This window comes from Streptomyces sp. URMC 127, from assembly GCF_051386535.1.
Classification (GTDB): domain Bacteria; phylum Actinomycetota; class Actinomycetes; order Streptomycetales; family Streptomycetaceae; genus Streptomyces.
Window position 1 is genome coordinate 1 of record NZ_JBPQTW010000085.1, and the last position, 18,490, is coordinate 18,490.

Annotated in this window: 18 protein-coding genes; 11 read left to right on the forward strand and 7 right to left on the reverse strand. The window is 71.0% G+C overall.

The annotated features are described in order from the left end of the window. From ACSNOH_RS18340 to ACSNOH_RS18355, 4 genes are all read left to right on the forward strand, one after another. Positions 1 to 240 (forward strand): hypothetical protein (locus ACSNOH_RS18340; RefSeq protein WP_436722434.1); only part of this gene is annotated, 240 nt, incomplete at its 5' end. Between the two features lie 2 nt (positions 241 to 242). Continuing rightward, positions 243 to 1,211 carry a phosphotransferase family protein gene (locus ACSNOH_RS18345; RefSeq protein ID WP_436722435.1) on the forward strand — a complete coding sequence of 323 codons (969 nt, stop codon included), beginning with the start codon at positions 243 to 245 and terminating at the stop codon, positions 1,209 to 1,211. Next, a complete protein-coding gene (locus ACSNOH_RS18350; protein WP_436722436.1) occupies positions 1,208 to 1,954 on the forward strand; it encodes an SDR family NAD(P)-dependent oxidoreductase in 747 nt (248 codons plus the stop codon). Before ACSNOH_RS18345 ends, ACSNOH_RS18350 begins: the two co-directional genes overlap by 4 nt. A 21-nt stretch (positions 1,955 to 1,975) precedes the next feature. Then, the gene (locus tag ACSNOH_RS18355) at positions 1,976 to 3,292 is read left to right on the forward strand and encodes an aminotransferase class III-fold pyridoxal phosphate-dependent enzyme (RefSeq protein ID WP_436722437.1); all 1,317 of its coding nucleotides are present in this window, start codon (positions 1,976 to 1,978) and stop codon (positions 3,290 to 3,292) included. A gap of 16 nt (positions 3,293 to 3,308) precedes the next feature. On the opposite strand, the gene ACSNOH_RS18360 is transcribed toward ACSNOH_RS18355, so the two are convergent. The 3 genes from ACSNOH_RS18360 to ACSNOH_RS18370 all read right to left on the reverse strand — a co-directional run bounded on the left by ACSNOH_RS18360 (position 3,309) and on the right by ACSNOH_RS18370 (position 5,256). Then, positions 3,309 to 3,725 (reverse strand): NUDIX hydrolase, encoded by a 417-nt coding sequence (locus tag ACSNOH_RS18360; protein ID WP_436722438.1) that lies wholly within the window; start codon positions 3,723 to 3,725, stop codon positions 3,309 to 3,311. A 184-nt stretch (positions 3,726 to 3,909) separates the two neighbouring features. After that, positions 3,910 to 4,458: a hypothetical protein gene (locus ACSNOH_RS18365; RefSeq protein ID WP_436722439.1), complete on the reverse strand. Its 549-nt coding sequence runs from the start codon at positions 4,456 to 4,458 to the stop codon at positions 3,910 to 3,912. A gap of 96 nt (positions 4,459 to 4,554) precedes the next feature. After that, positions 4,555 to 5,256: a hypothetical protein gene (locus ACSNOH_RS18370; RefSeq protein WP_436722440.1), complete on the reverse strand. Its 702-nt coding sequence runs from the start codon at positions 5,254 to 5,256 to the stop codon at positions 4,555 to 4,557. A 690-nt stretch (positions 5,257 to 5,946) separates the two neighbouring features. Between ACSNOH_RS18370 and ACSNOH_RS18375 the strand changes: the two genes are divergently transcribed. From ACSNOH_RS18375 to ACSNOH_RS18385, 3 genes are all read left to right on the forward strand, one after another. Further along, positions 5,947 to 6,390, forward strand: coding sequence for a hypothetical protein (locus ACSNOH_RS18375; RefSeq protein WP_436722441.1), 444 nt, complete (start codon positions 5,947 to 5,949; stop codon positions 6,388 to 6,390). A 601-nt stretch (positions 6,391 to 6,991) separates the two neighbouring features. Then, a complete protein-coding gene (locus ACSNOH_RS18380) occupies positions 6,992 to 8,389 on the forward strand; it encodes a replication-relaxation family protein (RefSeq protein WP_436722442.1) in 1,398 nt (465 codons plus the stop codon). A gap of 56 nt (positions 8,390 to 8,445) precedes the next feature. Then, entirely contained in the window at positions 8,446 to 8,697 is a 252-nt protein-coding gene (locus ACSNOH_RS18385; protein WP_436722443.1) for a hypothetical protein, read from the forward strand. Between the two features lie 104 nt (positions 8,698 to 8,801). Here ACSNOH_RS18385 and ACSNOH_RS18390 read toward each other — a convergent pair whose 3' ends face one another. The 3 genes from ACSNOH_RS18390 to ACSNOH_RS18400 form a co-directional block, all read right to left on the reverse strand. After that, entirely contained in the window at positions 8,802 to 10,580 is a 1,779-nt protein-coding gene (locus ACSNOH_RS18390) for an IS481 family transposase (RefSeq protein WP_436722455.1), read from the reverse strand. Between the two features lie 699 nt (positions 10,581 to 11,279). Then, entirely contained in the window at positions 11,280 to 12,158 is an 879-nt protein-coding gene (locus tag ACSNOH_RS18395; protein ID WP_436722444.1) for a hypothetical protein, read from the reverse strand. A 161-nt stretch (positions 12,159 to 12,319) separates the two neighbouring features. Next, positions 12,320 to 12,613, reverse strand: a complete 294-nt coding sequence (locus ACSNOH_RS18400) for a hypothetical protein (protein WP_436722445.1) — start codon at positions 12,611 to 12,613, stop codon at positions 12,320 to 12,322. Positions 12,614 to 13,072: 459 nt separating this feature from the next. Here ACSNOH_RS18400 and ACSNOH_RS18405 point away from each other — a divergent pair, with 459 nt between their 5' ends. From ACSNOH_RS18405 to ACSNOH_RS18420, 4 genes are all read left to right on the forward strand, one after another. Continuing rightward, positions 13,073 to 15,058 carry a pRL2-11 gene (locus ACSNOH_RS18405; RefSeq protein ID WP_436722446.1) on the forward strand — a complete coding sequence of 662 codons (1,986 nt, stop codon included), beginning with the start codon at positions 13,073 to 13,075 and terminating at the stop codon, positions 15,056 to 15,058. 137 nt (positions 15,059 to 15,195) lie between these two features. Next, on the forward strand, positions 15,196 to 15,999 hold the full coding sequence (locus ACSNOH_RS18410; RefSeq protein ID WP_436722447.1) for a hypothetical protein: 804 nt from the start codon (positions 15,196 to 15,198) through the stop codon (positions 15,997 to 15,999). A gap of 734 nt (positions 16,000 to 16,733) precedes the next feature. Further along, complete coding sequence (locus tag ACSNOH_RS18415; protein WP_436722448.1) at positions 16,734 to 17,420, forward strand: DNA/RNA non-specific endonuclease; 687 nt, start codon at positions 16,734 to 16,736, stop codon at positions 17,418 to 17,420. A 205-nt stretch (positions 17,421 to 17,625) separates the two neighbouring features. Continuing rightward, entirely contained in the window at positions 17,626 to 17,904 is a 279-nt protein-coding gene (locus ACSNOH_RS18420) for a hypothetical protein (protein WP_436722449.1), read from the forward strand. 44 nt (positions 17,905 to 17,948) lie between these two features. Here ACSNOH_RS18420 and ACSNOH_RS18425 read toward each other — a convergent pair whose 3' ends face one another. Continuing rightward, a complete protein-coding gene (locus tag ACSNOH_RS18425) occupies positions 17,949 to 18,425 on the reverse strand; it encodes a hypothetical protein (RefSeq protein WP_436722450.1) in 477 nt (158 codons plus the stop codon). Positions 18,426 to 18,490: the final 65 nt, after the last annotated feature.

Genomic DNA, 18,490 nt, shown 5'->3' on the forward strand with positions numbered 1-18,490 from the left:
AACCTCAACCGCCTCCCACCCGCCGAAGCCGCCGAGGCCCTGACCGCCCACGCCGAGGACGCCGACCCCTACGAGACCTGGCTGACCCCTCACCTTCCCGCTCCCCGAGCCCGTCGCGCCCATCTGGCCCGGCTCGCCCGCGCGGTCCCCACCTGGCACCTCGCGCAGCCTCTGCACGCCCTGCCCCGCTCCGCCGACCTGCTGGCCCACCTGGCCGCACATCCCGGAGGACTCCAGTGAGCATGCCGACCTTCGCCACCCACCACCCGCCCATCGAGCTGGCCCGCATCGCCTTCTCCCAGCTCACCGACGAGCCCGTCCTGCGCATCGCGCGCCTGCGCAAGGGATGGGGCCACATGTCCTGGACCGTCCGCGCCCCCTCCGGCCGGTACCTGATCAAGACCGGCATCCGCCGCCCCCACCTCGCCGACCTCTACCGGCAAGTCGCCGCCCAGCAGCACGCCGCCGTCCGCCTCGCCACCCCCCAGGTGATCGCCATCAGCGACCATGGAGGAGCCCTCCAGCGCCCCGCCTACATCCAGAGCTGGCTGGACGGCAGGGACGGCGAGGTCACCCTGCCCCGCCTCAGTCATGAAGGCGTCCACCGCTTCGGCCACGACCTTGGCGCCGCCGTCGCGGCCCTGCACCGCATCCCCGGACCACGCTTCGCCGAAGACTGCGCCGGCACCGTCACTTACGCCACCTGGGCCGCCGCCTGCCACGCGCGCCTGCACCGCGTGCTCACCGCCAATGAGAAGGCATCCGTCCTGCCCGCCCCTGCCCTGCACGCGGTCACCGACCGCATCGCCGAGCTGATCGACAACCTGCCCGACGGCATCGAACCGCGCCTCACTCACCGGGACCTCTACCTGCCCAACACCCTCCAGCTCACCGGCCACCAGGAGCCGGTCGGCCTCCTGGACTGGGAATCCGCCGCCTACTATGACCCCGTCTGGGACTTCGTCAAGCTCGGCATGTGGGTCTTCGACAAGCACCCCCAGCTGCGCGCGCCCTTCATGGACGGCTACACCGCCGACAGCCCACTGCCGGAAGACTTCGACGAGCGGCTGACCGCCTACCAGGGCATCGAATACCTCGCCGGCTTCCCCTACTTCGGCGCGGCCTGGCCCGACGAGAGCATGCTGGACGGCTTCCGCACGCTCCTGGCCGGCTGGATGGACCGGCACCACCTCGCGGGAGACCGGCCGTGACCGAACTGCAGGAGTCGCCGGTCACCCTGGTGACCGGCGGCAGCAGCGGCATCGGCGCCGCCGTCGTCCACCGTCTCCACGCCGACGGCCACCGCATCCTGGCCACCTACCACCAGCACCCCGAGCGCGCCGAAGCCCTCACCACCCGCCTGGACCCCCAGCACCACCGCCTGGCCTTCACCCGGGCCGACCTGTCCGACGCCGACAGCATGACCCGGCTGGCTTCCCAGGCCGTCGGGCGGTATGGGCGCCTGGATGCCGTCGTGCACTGCGCGGCCGTCATCGACGCCACCGCACTCGGCGACCTGACCGCCGAGCACTTCGACGCCGTGCTCCACGCCAACGTCACCGCTCCATTCCTGCTCCTGCGAGCCGCCGCCGCACACCCCACGTTCCGCGCGGCCGTCACCATCTCCTCGATCGCCGCCACCTTCACCGGCCCGGACTCCGCCGCCTACGAAGCCTCCAAGGCCGCCCTATCCATGCTGACCCGCTCCCTGGCCGCCGCGTACGCGCCCCACGTACGGATCAACGCCGTCGCACCCGGCGCGGTCGAGACCGAACGGTCCCTCGCCGGCCCCTCCCTCCCCCGCGGCATGCTGCGCGAGCGCATCCCGCTGGGCCGCCTCGCCATCCCCGGCGACATCGCCGCCACCACTGCCTACCTCCTCAGCCTCGACGCCGCCTACCTGACCGGGCAGATCATCACCGTGGACGGCGGCCTCTCCCTGAAACTCACCTGACCCGCGGAAGGGATCTCTGCCATGCCCGAGCTGCACCCTCAAGGACGCGCGGCCGCCGAACGCCTGCGCCAACTCGTCCCCGCCGGCGCGCACACCTACAGCAAGGCCGCCGACCAATGGCCCTCCACCGCACCGCCCCTCCTTGCCCGCGGCCAGGGCGCCTGGGTCTGGGACGCCGACGGCCACCGCTACACCGACTGGTTCGCCGGCCTCACCTGCTGCCCGCTCGGCCACGCCCACCCCGCCATCACCGAAGCGGTCACCCGCGCCCTCCAACGCGGCACCGCCTTCCAGCTGCCCACCACCACCGAGCTGGAAGCGGCCGAGACCTTCCTCAGCCTCGTCGCCACCGGCGACGACATGGTCAAATTCGCCAAGAACGGCTCCGACACCGTCGACGCCGCCCTCAAACTCGCCCGCTACGCCACCGGGCGACGTCTGGTGGCCAAGTGCGCCGAGCACCCCTTCTTCTCCACCGGCGACTGGTTCATCGGCACCACCGCCGCCCGCGGCGGCACCCACCCCGAACCCGCCGCCCGCACCCTGGACTTCCCGTACAACGACACCCCTGCCGTCGAGCGCCTCTTCGCCGAGCACGGCCAGGACCTGGCCGCAGTCATCCTCGAGCCGATCCGCTTCACCCCGCCCTGCCCAGCCTTCTTCGCCCGGCTCCGGGAACTGTGCACCCGGCACGGCACGGTGCTGGTCTTCGACGAGACCGTCACTGGGCTGAAGTACCACCTGAACGGGGCGCGCATCCTGACCGGCGTGGGCCCGGACCTGACCTGCTGGGGGAAGAGCATCGGTGGCGGCCTGCCCGTCTCCGCGCTCACCGGAAACCGCGCGCTGATGGAACTCGGCGACCATGCCCGGCCGCTTCCCGGCCGCCCCCCGCTGCTCCTGCTCTCGACCACCCACGGAAGCGACGGCGCCGGCCTGGCCGCCATGGTCGCCACCGTCACGGAGATCGCAGCCACCAACGCCATCGCCCGCGCGCACGCCACCGGCGCTGAACTTCGCCGCATCGTCGACGCCGTCCTCGCCGAGGCGGACATCGACACGCACATCCGGCTGACCGGCTACGACTGCTTCATGAACATCGGGACCATAGGCAACAGCAAGGTCAGCGATCCCCAACTCAAGACGCTCTTCCTCGCCGAGGCCATCCAGGCCGGCGCCCTCGTGCGGGGGATCTTCTACCCCACCGCGGCCCACACCGGTGAGCACCTCATGCTGACCGAAGACGCCTTACGTCGTGCGGCCCGTACCTGTGCCCGCGCCCTGGACGGCGGCACGGCGGACATGCCGCTGCCCACCGCACCCGCACGACCGCTGTAGGGCTTGCAGAGCCCTGCTACCCGCGGGCGGTGCTGTAGTCGGCTCCCCCCGAGAGCAAAAGGGCGCTCACACCATCGAGGTACCACGGCATCAGTGCGCTGGCCTCCTCGATGGGCACCCACGAGACCTCCGAGACGTCCTCGTCGTCCGGATTGACCGATGGTTCCCCGGACAGCAACGACGCACGGAAGACGGTGAAGACGTCGTGCACCACCGGGCCGACTCGTTCACTGACATGGACGACCGGGCCGGTCTCGACGACGACCGTGGTCTCCTCCTTGGTCTCCCGAACAGCGGCTTCGGCGAGGGTTTCCCCCTCCTCTCGCCGCCCGCCAGGCAGGCTCCACGTGTCCCGGTTGCGTACCAGCAGAATTCGCTCGCCTGCCTCATCGATCACCAAGGCGTAAGCGACGTCGACCCGTTCCTCAGCCACCACTCATGTCCTCTCTGTCAGCACGGCCCGGCCCGATTCTTCCGGCTCCGCCACGTCGCAGCAGAGGTACCAGAGAGGTGAGAACCGGGTCACATATCGATCGCGCAGGGGTACGGCTGAAGGCTGCACGGTGGCAGGGGCGAGGAGGCGGCAGGGCCTGCACTGCGTACGTCGCCAGCGCGGATCAGCGTGCGGCTGATCCGCCGTTCAGCTGGGGCGGGTGGGCGTGGTGGCGCATCTGCGGCCACAGGGGGTGCCGGGTGAGCTCGTCCATGACGATCGCGGCGACGGCAGGGTCGGCTACGCGCCGCCGGGCGGCTTCCCTGACGGTGAACGGCTCAGCGGCGCAGAAGTCCCGGGCGGCACGGTTCAGGCGCCGGGTGGTCTGGGTCATCTCTGTTATCGCCTGCTTGCCGGTGAGGCCGGAGGTGACGTACTCGGCGAGGACTGGGGTGTGCACGCCGGGTGGGCCGGGCTCGGCGCAGACGCGCCACACGTAGTTGAGGCAGTCGACGTCCCGCAGCGAGATCACCCAGGCCCGCAGCATCGATTCCGTCCATGCGCCACCGTTCAAGTTCTCCCAGCCGGGGGCTTTCCACACCACCGGCTCGAATTCTCCTGACGGACCTTGCAGTACGGCGGGCAGTGCTTCGCCGGACCGGTGATAGGCCGCCTGCACCGTCCGGATCGCTTCCTCATAGGAGTCGGTCTCGGTGTCGATCGTGAACTTCAACGCCCCTCCCACCGTCGCGGCTTCACGGAGGCTACCGCCGAGGGACTGGCCGTGGTACCAGTCGGGCGCCGTCGGATGGGTGCGGCACTCCTCTGCCTACCGAGGGCGAGTGACCGGCTCGAGGCCCTTCCAGCCGTGGCCGAGTCCTCTTCGTCGTGTCTTCCGGCCCGGCTCCTTGGCCGTCAGGGCGGCGGCTACCCGCTGCGCGGCGTCGGGGCTCATGCCGGCGGTGATGTGTCCGGAGTCCAGGGTGCGGGCGTAGGTGCTCGGCCCGTACGCGGTGAGTGCTTCGCCGAGGGCGGCGGCCGCGGTGGCCGCCGGCCCGGCGCCCCACTGCGCTTCTGGCGCCGCGGCCTGGGGGCGCTGTTGGCCGGGCTGGGCCAGCAGGACGGCCAGGGCCTGGGCGTCGGCGGCGTCGAGGGTGACCGTGACGAGCGCGGCCCCGAGCTGGTAGACCCGCCCGGCAACGCGGTGCGTGCCCAAGGCCCGCCGTATCTCCGTAGTCGCTCCCGGCAGGCTTTGTCCTGCTTGCGCGTCGAGGGCCTGGGCCTGTTGATCGGTGCGCTCGCGCAGCGCGGCGACGGCGGTGGGGACGACGGCGAGGATCTCGGCGCTCTCCGGGTCGCGCTGGGCCAAGGCCCCAGTCAGGACCTCCAGAGCCGTTGCCACGTCCTCCACCGCACCCGGGCTCCAGCCGTCCGGCACCGCCGCATCGACCAGGGCGCATGCGGCGAGCACCACCGCCTCGGCGTGCTGCTCCAGTCTCGGTTTCTTCTCGGAGGCCAGCTCCCTCACCACCCCGGTCTCATCCGCACCGCCCCTGGCGGGCGGTGATCACCATCATGGCGTGCAGCACGGTGCGGCTGGACAGCGCGGTGCGCACCGAACACCGCACCGGCTGATGCCGGCACCCTGCCCGTACCCCGCGCACCCGGTGCGCACCGGCGATGCGGCGCACTCCGCACCACCGCACCAGTGCGCACCACGATGCGCACCACTCCGGGATGCGCGCACGCAGAGTGACGATGCACGGGTCGGTGCGGCCAGTCCGCACCCCTTGACCAGAGTGCGTTACACCCGGCGCGCACCCCTTGACCAGGGTCGCTAGGGAGCGCGAAGCCCCTTGACCACGCTCGCTAGAGTCCGAATTGTTCGACTATGTGTGTGCGATGCGGTGCACTGAGGGGAGAGTTCTCCCTCCCGCTCTCGGCCCACACGCGGTAACGCACCGTCATCTGGTGCGCGATGCAGTGCGCACCCCGCGCACCGTGATGTGCACCGCCGGGAGGGAGTGCGCGGCATCGTGCAGCATCAGGCCCGGGAGTGCGCCGCACCCGGTGCGCACCGCCGGTGGGGGAGTGCAGTGCATCGTGCACGGCGCATCGCCTCGGTGCGCGCCACGATGCGCACCGAGGCGCCACCGGGATTCGGGTGATGGTGCGTGTGGCACGCGCACCATCACCGGACGGCGGCCCTACATTCCCGCCCGTGGGACAGACCCGGGGGCATGGGGGCGCCAAGGCGGCTGGTGGCCAGCAGCCGAAGAAGAAGTGGCCCGGCAAGGCGCAGCGCGAGACGGTCCAGCGGTCACGGGCGGCGAAGAAGAAGACCGGCGGCGGGAAGCCGGCCGGGAAGAAGACCAGGGCAAAGACCGGGGCGAAGAAGGCGGTGCCGCTGCCGCGCGGCGCGGTCCGGGCCGCCTACGCGGGAACCTGCCCCGTTTGCGTCAAGGACTACGACAAGGGCGCCGTCATCACGAAGGTGTCCGAGGGCTGGGGCCACGTGGCGTGCGCTCAGAGGAAGATGTCGGCGGCCGAGCGGGAGTTCGCGCGGAACAAGGCGACGATCGAGAGCGGGGAGACGTTCCGCTCCCGCAAGCCCTCCGACTGGCGGCTCGGCTCCTCCCCGTCCAGCACCCGTCCGGCCCGCTGACTGCTCAACGGGCAGTGTGGCGTCGGCCACGGACGAATCGGTGGTGCAAGGGGTGGTCAAGGGGCGAAACGGACAGCGCCAGCGGAGGTGAACAGACCATGGTCAAGGGGTGATCCCGCAGGGTGGCGCCCGTTCCCACACGCGACAGGTGCGCGCGGGACGGACGAATAGCCACCCACCCCGGCCCTCGTGCCGGAGGAAGCGAGGACACCGTGCCCGCACCCGACCGACCCGCCCCTTCCCTCGGGCGCGCCCGTCCGCGATCCGGGAGCCCCGCCGGCCGTCGCGCCGTCGCTGTCCGGGCTGGCCGCGCGCACCGCGCCCCGTGCTGGGCAGGCCCTGGTGGGCCCCTGCCGCTGGCGCTTGCGTTCCCACTGCCGATCACACTTCCGCCCCCGGCACCCACCCAGCCCGCATTTACCCAGCTCAGCACGGCTTTCCGGGGCTGCGCCGGATCGTCACAACCCTCTTCTCTGCCCCTGAACCTGAAGGGAATGTCAGTGGAGGAGGAGATCATCGGGTCCGGGGCCCCGGCGCCGTACACGGCTGGGGGTTGGTGCCCGGCCGCGGGTCGGCTGCGGGCGTCGGGAGGGCGGGGCTGATGGCGGGCCAGCGCAAGGCGAACCCGGCGGGGTCGTCGAACGACCTGCGGGCCGATGTGCTGCGTGTGCTCGGGGTGCTGAAGGTTGGCACCGCCGATCAGATCCAGCGGCTGTCCTCTCCGCACCTGACCTACCGGCACACCCTCAAGCCGACGGCGGCCAAGCGGAAGGAAGCGCGCACCGCCTCCCACCGCGGCGCGGCGAACGACCTGCGACGGCACGGTCTGGTCCTGGGCGGCGGCCGCACCCGGGACGGGGAGGAGGTCCGCATCCTCACTCCGGCCGGGCTGGCCGCCGCCGCGGTCGAGTTGGACCGTGCGCCGGAAGAGATGGGTGGCATACCCAAGGGCGCGGGCCGCTCCGGGGCCTCCCACCCGATGACGGTGAACGAGACGGTCATCGCGTTGATCCGCCCCAAGCCTGACCTTTCCCTGGTTGCGGGGGAGCCGGCCGAAGCGGTCGCCGCCGCCCGGGTCGCTGTCGACGCCCCGGACGGTGTCGGCACCATCGCCTCCTACGCCACTGAGGTCGCGCTCCCGGCGAAGGGCACCTGGAAGAACCCCGGCCTGGGCAGTGCCCGGGCCGACATCGTCCTGACCGCTCCGGAGGCCGGGGTGCCGCTGCTGTTCATCGAGGCTGACAACTGCTTCGAGGACGCTGCCCTCATCGCCGGGAAGTTCGACAAGTACGCCCGGTTCTTCCGGCGGAAGGAGACGGACACCGACGGCATCAAGAAGCCGCTGTGGCGTACCCGCTGGTCCGCACCTGAGTCGGAGCCGTACGAGCGTGTGCACCCGCCGGTCCTGCTCGTCTTCCACCAGGTCGGCCCGCGCCCCGCCACCGGCCAGATGAAGAAGGTCGCCGCACTCACCCGCCAGCACTGGCAAGGCGCCCTGTACCGAGGGGACGGCTTCCACTCCTACGACGGCCGCATCCCGGTCGTGGCGACCACGCTGGAGTGGCTGCGCGAGCACGGTCCGGCCGGGCCCGCGTTCTGGCGCTTCGGCCGCGAGGGTCGTCAGCCGCTGCTGGAGGCGATCGGCAACCCCCGCCGGGACGCCGCCCTCGCCCGACGCCGGGATGCCGCCCGGGCGGAGGAACGGCGTCGCGCGGAGAAGGAGGCTGCGGAGCGGGAGGCCCGGCGTCCCGTGTGTGCGGACTGCGGGCAGAAGTTCACCGACGAGCGGTGGAAGGCGGTCGACTCCCGGGGCTGGAGCCAGCCCCGCGCATCCCACCCGCACCTGTGCGACGCATGCCAGAGCCGGACCTTCGTGGCCGAGAAGGAGGCCGAAGCCGACGAGCGCGAGCGCCAGGAGCACGAGCGGCGGTGCCAGGAAGCGGAGGCGGAGCAGGGCGCGCAGAAGTCCGGCGGCTGGCTGTCCCGCTTCCGCACCTGACCCGGGCAACCCGAACGCGGCCGTTCCCTGCGCTCGACCCGGTCGTTGGCTTGGGCGTGACGACTGCTGACGTGACCGCGCTGCTCGCGCAGTACACGGCCCGCGCCTGGGAGCCGACTCCTGCCGAGCGCGCGTTCGCCGAGGACCTCGCTCGCGCCCAGACCTCGGCGGCCTGGCTCCGGTCCGGCCTGCGCGAGGCACCGCCCGGCCGCCTCGCCGACGTCCTCGTCCCGGCAGCCGCCGTGCTGGAGAGGGAATTTCCTCTCCCGGAGGACGTGGTGCTCGCCGTCTGTCAGTGGCCTTTTTGATCTCCCCGTATGTGCGGTCCGGGGAGATTCTTGACAGCTCGGTCCTGGGACTTGCTTGACGGTGTCTCTCGTGATGCTTGGCGGTCCCAGGTGATGGTTGACGGTTAGCGGGGATCGGCGATGTAGCGGGTGACGGGGCCGTCCTTGAGAGGGTGGGTGGAGATCTCGACCTCGCCGTCGAGGACGCGGAAGCAGGTCTCCTCGATAACCACGGTGACGGTCTTGCCGGCGTGCGCGATGCCGGGGCGGAGCTTGTGCCGGGCGACGACGAAGGTGCCATCGGCTCCGACGCGCCGGACGGCCCGCCGCGGCTGCGAAGGGGGCGGCGGCAGCGGTGTAGTGGCGACCCGGGCTCCGGTGAGTTTCGCGCGGCGCTGGTGCGGGATCGGGGCGGCGAGGGTCTTGACCAGGAGTCCGGCATGGATCACATACATCAGGCTGCCGTCGAAACGCAGGGTGACGTGCTTGCCGATCAGCTCGGTGCCAAGGGCGACGGGCGTTTGCCCGAGCGAGACCACGCCGTCCTTGGTGGCCTTGCGATCGACTTCGACAACGGTCGCGGGCGCCAGGGGTTTGTCCGCGCTGACGCCGCCCTGGGGTTCGGGTCCGCCGGGCCGTCCGCCCCGCATGATCAGCCCTTGCAGGTCAGCGTCGGTGAAGATCATCGAACGAGTCCTGATCAGCTGTCCGTCGAGGATCACGTGGACAGTGCGGTGGCTGACCCAGACGGTGACAGTCCGGCCGACCAGGGTCGGGCTGAACTTCACGCTCCGTGCCTGCGGCAGCATCACGTGCCGACCGGGGCTGATCACCGCCTCGAACTCCACCGCCTGGAGTGGGATGTTGTCCTCGGACGACCTCGGCGGCGGGAGCACCGGCAGTCGCATCGGCTCGGACGGCCTCGGCCCGGCCGCCGGAGCTTGCGTGGTCTCCAGCGTGCCAGCGGAGAGCGTGTGCGGGCGGAAGACCTGGGCCGGAGTGGCCATCTCCAGCGACTGGTGGGGCCGGGTGTGGTTGTAACCATGGACCCACGCGTCGATCGCGGTCTGCGCCGCGACCGGGTCGGGGAAGGGCCCGGAGTGATCGAGCATCTCACGGCGCAGGGTCTTGTGGAACCGTTCGATTTTCCCGGTCGTTGTCGGTGACCTCGGCTTGGTCAGCCGCTGGTTGATGCCGTTCTCGCGGCAGACGCGCTCGAACATGACCTCGGTGGGAAGGGGCTTGGAGTAGCGGCCGGTGAACTGCTTGCCATTGTCCGTCAGCATCTCCGAGGGGACCCCGTAGCGGCGCATCGCCTCGATGAACGCCTGACACACGGCCCGCCCGGTCGGCTGCACCAGCACTGCAGCGATCACGATGAACCGAGAGCAGTCGTCGATCCCGGTCAGGAGCTTGCACTCCCTCCCGTCGGCAAGGAACACCCCACTCATCAGGTCCATCTGCCACAGCTGCATCGGCGCGTCCCGCTGCCACCGCTTGTAGACGCGGCGGTGGACCTGGACCTGGTGGTTGACCAGCCCATTGCGGACCAGGACGCGGTGTACCGCCGACCGGCCCGGCGCGTCCGCGACGCCGCGGACAGCGAGTTCATGGGCGATCCGGCGGGCACCCCACTTCGGATAGCTCTGCCGCAGCTGACAGATGGCCAGCTCGATGTCGACCGGTACCCGGGACGGTGAGCTGTGCGGCCGACGGGACCGGTCCCTCAAGCCGTCTCGTCCACCCTCGCGGAAGCGCCGCAGCCAGGTGTGCAGGGACTGCCGTGACGTGCCGTACCGACGGGCGACCTCGGCCACCGGCGAACCGTCCAGCACCTCCACCACGGCCCGGAAGCGGTGCTCGACCGTCCAGTCCTCCTCAGCGGCCTCGGCAGGCTCGGCGATCTCACCCATGCCCGTACAACGAACACCGTCCGTCAGGGATGTGCTCGGACCATCAAGAATCTCCCGTGACCGTCAAGGAAGTCCCGCACCAACAGCGTCAAGGATGAGCTGGGACTGCACAGTCAGCCGTCCGCAGGCTCCTGGATGCCGTCGCCCCGCCCCTGTGAGGCAGCGGCCCGGAGCTACTGGCCGCCGAGGAGGCGTCGCAGGGCGCCGCGCAGTCTGCCGCGCGGCGGCGCTGACGAGGGTTCGTTTGGGGCGGGCGGCGGCACGGCCGGCGGGTAGGACGGTGGCGGAGGAGCCGACGGCCGGGCAACAGGTGCGGGCGGTGGAGCGGTCGGTCGTGTCGGAGCGTACGGGACCGTCTGCTCGCTCTTCTCGCCGGACCGGGGCTGCTGGCCGCCTCCGGGCTCATCGGCGCCAGCAGGCCGTTCCGTGACAGTCTGCGCTGTGTCGGGCGTGGCCCCGACGGCCCTCGTTTCGGTCTCGGGGCAAGGAGTGGGCGGGCGTTCCTGCGGAGGCGGGGCGGTCGGCGGAACGGCGGTGGTCCCGGGCGGGTTCGTGGTGCCGGGAGCCGCTGGTGTGCTGGACGGACTGGCGGAGACGGGCCGTTTGCGGCGCGGGGGCGGGCCCGGTCGGCTCCGGCGCGCCCCGGGTGAGCAAGCGCCCGTCGTCGGCCGACCAGCGGCTTGCCGCCGCCTACCGTTCCAGGCGCCAGTGGGCGTCGACCCACAGCTGGACCTCGTCCGGCCCCTGCGCCCGTGGCCAGACTTTCCAGGGCCCCACGGCCAGGACCTGCATGCCGGCGCGCAACCCGTCCAGCAGCTGGGGGTATTCGCTGCGCAGGCAGAGCGAGAACGTGGCCCCTTCGGGGCCGGAGGGGACGCGCTCGGCCAGCAGCACGTACGGCTTGCCGCTCTGGGCACGCCCGGTACGGACGACCGTGCCGTACACCGCGATGGGATGGTCCAGGGCGCGCCCGGTGGCCAGTCGCTGGTGGAGCTGGGGGAGTGCCTGGGGGTGGTAGCAGAACCGTGCCCAGGACAGGCGGCGGTGCTTTGGGCCGTAGGAGAGGCGGAAGAGGCGGGTGGCCTCGGCGTCGAAGTCGTGGGCCTGGAGGAACCGCACGATCTTCACGGCGCTGTTGAGCGCGGGCGGCAGCACCGGAGACGAGGCGGTAGTGATCCGCAGCGAGGTCTGTTCTCCGTCTGCGGCGGCGTCCGTAGTGGTGGGCGGCTGTGGTGGTGGGGCATCAGCCGCGCCGAGGTTGTCGGGCAGGACCAGGCGCAGTGTGCCGTCGGGCTGGACGTCGGCCAGGCCGGCGGAGCCGCGGGCGATTTCCTCCACCACACGGTCGGGGTTGAAGTCGCAGGTCGCCTCGTGCGCGACGCCGTCGGGGAGACGGAAGTGCGCCCCGACCTTGAAAGGGTTCGGGCCGTCCTCGCCCTTGAAGTGTTCCCGGACCGCGCGCACTGTGCAGGAGCAATGAGCACATATCAGGCGTTTACGTTCCTCCTCTCCGAGCCGGTAGATGTCCTGCGCCCGGATCGTCGTCTTCCCCAGGCGGGCCTCCAGCATCCGAAAGCTCCTGCGTCGCGCCGCCACCGTTGCCCCCTCGCGTCCGTCCACGAATGCCTGGTCGATCATGCCCAGCCCGGCGCCTGGTGATCCAGGGCCGGGACGATGGCCGCGGCCGAGCCGCGCCCGAGCCCGGCTTCGGGCCCCCAACGCCCCGTTCGTCACGGGCCGGTGAGGATGGTGTGGGTGCCGACGCGGCGCCAGATGATGTGCCGGGTGCCCCGCACCTTCTCGTCCCCGTACTCCCATGTCGCGCGGCCGTCGGGCGCCCAGGTGAGTTCGTATACGCCGGGGGCGGAGCGCAGGCCCTTGATGCGCAGGCCGGGCCGGAAGACGCCGTTGCGTAAGTCGGGAACGAAGGCGTCGATGACCACGCGGCGGAAGCGCCGGCGCTGGGTGGCAGAGAGCTGGCGGAGGTCGGTGGCAAAGCGGGGGAGCGTCTCGAACGTCGGCATGACGGGGGTTCCTCCAGGAAGCACGAAGCCCTCCGGCGCGGGACCGGAGGGCAGGTTCTGTGTGTGCTGTGCTGGTGCGCGCTCGTTGGTGTTGTCGCGCGGTCGGCGGCAGTTGCGACGGTTGTGGTCAGCCGTGCTGGAGAGCGGCTGACAGGTGGTCAGCGGCGGGCGCGTGGTGCTAAGTGCCGTCGCGGTGTCAACGGGGTGGCGGGTACGGGGCCACGTTGAGGCCCGGGGCGGGAAGAACCTCGCCAGATGGGTCGTGCTGCGCGAAATCGTGACGGTTGATGTCGGTGAGGCGCCGGAGCCGCCTCACTTCTCGCACGTCTGGGCCTTACGACACTTTTGTCCACAAGGGTGCGTCTCGTTTGCGAAAAATATCCACAGGTCGGTCGATTTATGTTCGGTGTCCGCTTCTGGGTGTGAGGTGCCTGGACGCACACCGAAAGGGGCACGACCATGGCGCAGACGAAGTTGGACAAGCAGGTGGAGGAGACCGCCGAAGCGCTCATGTTCGGGATCGGCCGGTTCCTGGCCGGCCGCGACATGGACGGCATCAGGCGGACCGACGCGACGTTCTTCCGCGCCGGGCACTGGGTTCTGCCGAAGGTGGAAGGCCGCGTCTCCCGCTCGTCGTACAGGGCCGGGTGGCAGCGCCTGATGTTCCGCATCAGCTTCCTTGGCGCAGCCGGGGAAGGCAGCTACCTCCTCGGCCGGCACCCGGACACCACCGTGCAGACCGCCCAGGATCTGTGGGAGCACCAGAACGCCACACTCCAGACCCTGCAGACCGGCGGCATCGGCGCAGCCTCCGCCGCGGCCGCAGGCGGGCTCGCGTACGGGATCCTCACCCGCGAGCGCCGCGAGCTGATGCGCGAGTGGGTGGAACCGCTGCACCAGGCACTCGCCGTCCCGCTGGGCATCGCCGAGCAGCAGACCCCCCGCAGCTACCTCCACATCCCGCACAACTTCTCCGACGACGACGCGCAGATCCGCGTCGACCTGCCGGTGCACCTGCGGTTCTCCCGCGAAGTGGTCGCCGACCTCATCACCCAGAAACTCGCCCTGGAAGGCGTCACGTTCTCCTGGCACCCGGCCGGAGCCAAGCCGTACGTGCTCGTGAAGAAGACCCGCCGCCCGCCGGCGAAGGCCGTCTTCAAGGACCCCAAGATCCGCGAGCTGGTGGCCAAGGCCCCTGAGTCCGCACCCGTCATCGGGATCGGCGCCGGCGGCCGGACCGTCTCGGTCGACCTGGACGCCGAGTCCCCGCACATCCTGGTCAACGCCTCCACCGGCGGCGGCAAGTCAGTGACCCTGCGCTGCCTCACCTGCCAAATGCTCCACCACGGCGCCCGCGCGTACGTCCTCGACACCAAACGGATCTCCCACCCGTGGGCACGCGGCATCCCGGCCGTCACCTACTGCGCCGACATCGCCGACATCCACGACGCCCTGGTCGAACTCGGCTGGGAAGGCCGGCGCCGGGTGCGCGTCGCCGACGAACTCGGGCCAGACGCCGACCCGGACGCCATCGGCCCGCGGCTGCTGATCCTCCTCGAAGAGGTCAACGCCACGATGAAGCAGCTGGCCCGCTACTGGGAGAAGACCCGCGAGTCCGGAGACCCGAAGGTCTCCCCGGCCGTCGACGCCCTCAACGAGATCCTCTACATGGGCCGCCAGGTCCGCATGCACGTGCTCCTGGTCGCCCAGTCCGCCACCGCCCGCGCCCTCGGCGGGCCCGAGGTCCGCGAGCAGTTCGCCACCCGCATCCTCGCCCGCTACAGCGTCAACGCCTGGCGCATGCTCGCCCCGGAGATCCACCCCGCCCCGAAGAGCACGAAACACGCCGGCCGCGCCCAGGTCGTCATCGGCGGCACCGCCCGCGAGACCCAGGTCCTCTTCTTCACCGACGCCGAAGCCCGCGCGTGGGCCACCACCGGCCCGGCGACCACCGACAAGAAGCGCCCGGCCGTCCCCGCCCAGCCGGGACCGGTGCAGCTACAGAAGTCACCCGCGCCCAGTGCGCCGCCCACCGACTTCCTGACCGACGCCTGGAGCACCACGCTCCCGGCCGACACGTCCACGAACGCCCCCGCGCCGACACCGGCCGCCGACGGCACCTTCCCCGCCGACGCCTGGAGCGCCACACCCTCGGCCCCGACCCCTAACCCGGGCGACGACGCGACCAGCACCACCCCGGCGACGCCGACGCCGACGGACCCGGCCCCGGTCGACGACGACCAGGCGGTGGGACTGCGCGAGGCCCACGAACACCACCTGCCGGACATCACCCTCGCCGCGCTGCGCTACGCCCGCCAGAACGACCCGACCTTCCCGGGTTCGGCGGGCAAGCGCGGCGCCGAGCTCCTCTACCGCGTCGGTGACCTCAAGCGCTGGGCACGCAACCGGCCCCGCGCCGCCACCGGCACCACCGACCTCGAATGACCCGCCCCTTCAGCACGGGCCGGAAATCCGACCCGACGGCCGCCGATCCGGCCCTGTCCGCTTTCACCGACACGATCCCCGCAGCCTTGGAGAACACCCGGTTCACCAGGCACAGCACAGAAAAGGAACACCGCACCATGACGACCAACCTCCCCACGCTGCTGCGCTTCACCGACCCCGGCCTGCGCGAGCAGCTGGAGGCCCTGCCCGACTCCACCGCCCTCATCGGCATCAGCACCGACGGCACCGCCATCGCCGTCGACCTCGACACCGCGCCCCACATCCTGGTGTGCACCGCCACCGGCGGCGGCAGCACGACCATCCTGCGCACCATCACCGCCCAGTTCCTCCACCAGGGCGCCCACGCCCTGGTCCTCGACCCCAAGCTGGTCTCCCACCTGTGGGCCAAGGGCCTGCCCACGGTGACGCACCGCGGCAACGTCGCCGGCATCCACGACGCCCTGGTCAACCTCGCCGACGAACTGCAGCGCCGCATCGACCTCGACGGCGACCTCGACGACGTGCCGCGCCTGATGGTCGTCCTGGACCAGGCCGACACCACCCTGCGGCAGCTCACCCGCTACTGGGAGACCTTCCGGCAGAAGGACGACCCCAAGAAGTCCCCGGCCGTCGTCGCCCTCGAGGATGTCCTGTACACGGGACGCCAGGCCCGCATCCACGTCCTCTACAACGGACGCGCCGTCAACGGTGGCCTCGCCCCCGCCGCCCGCGAGCAGTTCGCCACCGTGATCCTCGCGCGGTTCACCGCCAACACCTGGCAGCGGCTTGCCCCGATAGCTGGCCCCGCCCCGAAGAGCAGCCCGCTCCCGGGCCGCGTCCACGTCGTCCAGGACAGCACCGCCCACCCGACACAGGCGCTGCTCATGACCGACGCCGAAGCCGCTGACTGGCTCGCCGCCACGGCACCCGGAGAGATCTGACCCCCACGTCCCGGCCCCGCAGGGCCGCCTCGGCGAAGGCCGGAGCGGAGATCCGCGGCGAAGTCCTGTGAGCACGGCGGGCCCGGCCCGGGCCCACCCGGGCCGGGCCCGCGTTGCCGGTGCTGCTGGAAGGCTGGTCGGGTGGACATTGGTGATAGGCCGCTGCTATCCGGCCGGGTCTGCGGGCGTGACCTTCGCCAACGCCCACCCCGTCCCCGGCTTGGCACAGCAGAGGCTGGCGCCAGCTGATGGTTCATGGCCTTGCGCGGCTTCGATGCGGGGGGCGGACGATGGCAAGGCCGCCCGGTTCGTGGAGAGGTGTGACCGCCTGCCTGCCGCGCGCACCACGCAGGATGCGTGCGAGTCAGGCGGGGGACCGGTCGGCGGACGTGGCCGTGAGTATGGTGTTGGCGGTCTCCGCGGCCACCCGTAGCCGGGTCGCCAGTCTCACAGGGGTGTCGCCGTCGGCTCCGGCTGTCGTCTTCGGGCTGAAGCGACGCCACGGCTGCGTCACCCGGGAGCTGGTTGGCCGTCGGGTCGTGTCTGGATATGCGTGGTTACGCGTGCTGTGCTCCGTGTGGTTGCCTGACCGCCGTCGTTCCGTCAGGGCTGGGCGGCCTGCAGGAGGCGGCTGCGGCCGTTGCTGTCGGCAGCACGCGTTGCGCTGCGCAGCGTGGCGCGCTCCGGCTGTCGTGGTGTGGGTCGTGCGGTTCTTGATCTGAGAAGGAGTTCTCATGACTGGATCGTCCTCGTCGCGCGGTTCCGGGGGACGGTGGGGCCGGCTGGCCGCTGTCGCGGGCACGGCCGGCGTGGTGGCAGCTGGCGTCCTGGCGCCTCCGGCGGCTGCTGCTCCGGTGTCGCCGTCGGGTGCTGCGGTGTGGGTGGACTACCCGTGCGAGCAGTATCTGACGGCGTGGGCGGGGAAGACGGTGCGTTCGACGTGGTCGTTCCATATCGATGCGGCCGGCCGGCCCGACCGTGCCACCGCGGCGAGCTTGACGGCGGGGACCTCGCCGCGCACGAAGTGCGAGACGACGGTCGGGGGGTGGGGAGGCACGGGCTCGGACGGCGGGCATCTGATCGCCAGCACCCTCAAGGGCGTCAGCAAGCGCATCAACCTGGTGCCGATGCGCAAGAAGATCAACATCGGGATCTACAAGATGTTCGAGAACGGCGCGAAGAAGTGCCTGGCCGTGAAGGACATGAAGGTCCTCAACTACACCTCCCAGGTCACCTACCCGGACGCCAAGACCGTGGTGCCCGCCAGCATGACCGTCTCGATGCTCCCGAAGAAGGGCGGCAGCGGAACCGAGATCAAGCTGGTGATCCCCAACGAGGACATCTCCGTGCAGAAGGAGACCGCCCTGAAGAAGAAACTCAACGACGGGCTGAAGGCGAACAGCTGCGGGACAATCTCCTAGCCCCCTAGGCCGAGCCGACCGGCCTTCTGCGCGGTAACCGTCCGGTCTCCGGGCGGCCACCGCCTTCCCGGCCCATGTGCACGGACATGTCGGCTTCCGTCGCGCAGGGCTGCTGCCCCGGATGCCGAACAACTCTTGCTGCAGGACGTTCGGACGTGGCCGGGGCCCGGCACAACTCTGCGCGGTGGGGCGGGAGACTGTGCGGATGAGCAATCCGAATCCCGCCCCCGTCCCGGGGCCAGTTGTGGGGCGTGGCCGCCGCGCCCTGATCCCCGCCGAGGGCGATGCCGATCAGCAGTCGCCGGCGGCCCGTGCCCGCGCGGCTTTGGCCGCTGTTCAGGCTGTCCCGGTCCCTCGGGTGGTCCTCAGCGGCATTGCCGGCCTGCTGGAGGAACTGGAGCGCCTTGCCGGTCAGGCGGGGGAGGAGGGAAACGTACAGGCCGCCCGGGAAGCAGCGGGGTACCTGCGTGACGTCACCAGCTGACCGCTCTGCCCAGAACCGGCCGGCGTGGCCGACGGTCTCTACCGTCAGGTCCCCGTTCCCCGAGGTGGGGCCTCGGCCGGCGCTTCGGGGGGAAGCGCTATGAGGCGGTACAGCAGGTTGCCGGAGACCCTGCGGCGGATTTCCTCGATCCGGCCTTCGGCCGTCAGGTCCTTCAGGCAGGTGCTGACCGGCTTGAGGGTGAGCCAGCCCAGGCCGATGCGGATGTCGGTTGTTTTCCACTGCCGTCCGGGTCTCTGGGCCATCAGGCTCAGGACCCACTCACGGCGGGGCTCGGGCTCGGGAACTTCCCTCAAAAGCCGTTCAAGGGGGTGACGGGCCGACGCGGTGTACACCTGGCGGAAGATCCGCTCGTGCTCCTGGAAGTCCTCAGCGGACTCGATAAGGCCACTGTACGTCTGCGCTCGGGCGGGATCGACGTCGCGCTGCTGCCTCCACCACGCCTTGAGCGATTCGATGTTGTCCTGGCTGTACAGGTCAGGCCAGGAGACCGGGGTGTCCACGGCGCGCACACTAAGTCCCCGATCACCGCTTGCTCAAGCGGGAGGCGGTTCCCTCACTCCTGGGC